The following is a 1380-nucleotide window of genomic DNA, read 5'->3' as shown; positions in this document are numbered from 1 at the left end:
GACCCAGTCCCGGTCAGTCACAGGTCAATCGCCCCTTCATGAAACCGGACGTCCGTTCATTGACGATAAGTGGGCGTCCAGAACACGAGTTACCCAGTTTGAAATACTCGCGCTCAAGCCCGCTCAAGCCTGCTGCAGCCGCACAGGCGAAAGGTAGCTTTATGGCAGCGAATTCATGCAACTCGATGTCACGCCGCAGGTTCAGCGGTGATGACCATGTTCGACAATCAGATTGCTATCGTCACCGGCGGTGAATCCGGCATTGGTGCGGCCTGCGCCAAGTTGTTGGGCGACGCCGGGGCCCGCGTTGTGATCACCTATTTGAAGGATGCCGCCGCGGCGCAGGCGGTCTGCGCTTCGATCGGTGGAGCCGACCGAGCGATCGCGGTGCAGGTCGATGTCAGTGACGGAGCCGCGGTCGAACGACTGTTCGCGGAGGCCGAAAAAACGTTCGGCACGGTCAGCCTGCTGGTCAATTCGGCCGGATTGAACATGAGCGGCGTGATGCTCGTTGACATGGAACTTACGCAGTTCGACCGGGTCATCCGTTCCGATCTCTATGGTCCGTTCCTCACCTGCCGACGCATGGTGCGCGCGCTCGAGGCAAAAAACGCCAAGGGGCGGATCGTCAACATATCGTCGATTCACGAACGCGCACCGCGACCGGGCGGCGTCGATTACGACTCAGCCAAGGGTGGCCTGTCGCAGTTGACGGCCACCCTTGCACTAGAGCTGGCGCCGAAGGGCATCGCGGTGAATGGCGTCGCGCCTGGGATGATCCTTACGCCGATGAATCAATCCGCACTGAATCATCCGGATGAGCTGGCGGCGAAGGAGGCGGCAATCCCGTGGAAGCGCGCCGGTCGGCCCGATGAGGTCGCGACGCTGGTCGCTTTCCTGCTGTCGCCGGCTGCGGACTATATCACCGGCACCACGGTAACGATCGACGGCGGGCTGTCATTGACTGTGGCGCAAGGCGCATGACGATCACCTATGCGGTCGAGCAGCTCGACACGGTGACTATCTCCGCTGCGTCTGTGATCGACGGCATGGACATGATGAGCCCGTTCGTCTGGAGGGAAGGCAATCTCTACCGGATCATGGTTCGCGGCGTGCCACATCCGCTCGGGCCCAGCGATCCGACCGGTATCATTGCGCGCGGAGAGAGCCGCGACGGGCTGGCCTTCACTATGGATCCGGGGCTCGCAATCACACCCGGGCCGGGTGCTGAGGACATGGGCGGATGCGAGGATCCAACCGTGCTCGTGGCCGGCGACGAATATCTCGTCTATTATACTGGCGTGGACGCTGCGCGCGCGCAGGGATGCATGATTTTAGCTGCGGGGCCCGACCTGACCGCGCTGGTCAAGGAAGATCTGG

At 62.0% G+C, this 1380-nt stretch carries 1 protein-coding gene and 1 pseudogene; both read left to right on the top strand.

Going from position 1 to position 1380, the window contains the following annotated elements; translation table 11 throughout:
• Window positions 1-216: 216 nt before the first annotated feature.
• Window positions 217-984 carry a glucose 1-dehydrogenase gene (locus sphst_RS12405; protein ID WP_107045604.1) on the top strand — a complete coding sequence of 256 codons (768 nt, stop codon included), beginning with the start codon at window positions 217-219 and terminating at the stop codon, window positions 982-984.
• Window positions 981-1380: pseudogene (locus sphst_RS12400) on the top strand (glycosidase); the annotation flags it as partial. The gene sphst_RS12405 and the pseudogene sphst_RS12400, both read left to right, overlap by 4 nt.

The organism is Sphingomonas sp. STIS6.2 (genome assembly GCF_000732685.2).
In the GTDB taxonomy this organism is placed as follows: Bacteria; Pseudomonadota; Alphaproteobacteria; order Sphingomonadales; family Sphingomonadaceae; genus Sphingomonas; species Sphingomonas aerolata.
This window is presented reverse-complemented; position numbering and strand designations above follow the sequence as displayed.

Excerpts from the sequence above, each read along its gene's own strand:
- sphst_RS12405 (WP_107045604.1), top strand. The coding sequence starts at position 217 with ATGTTCGACAATCAGATTGCTATCGTCACCGGCGGTGAATCCGGCATT.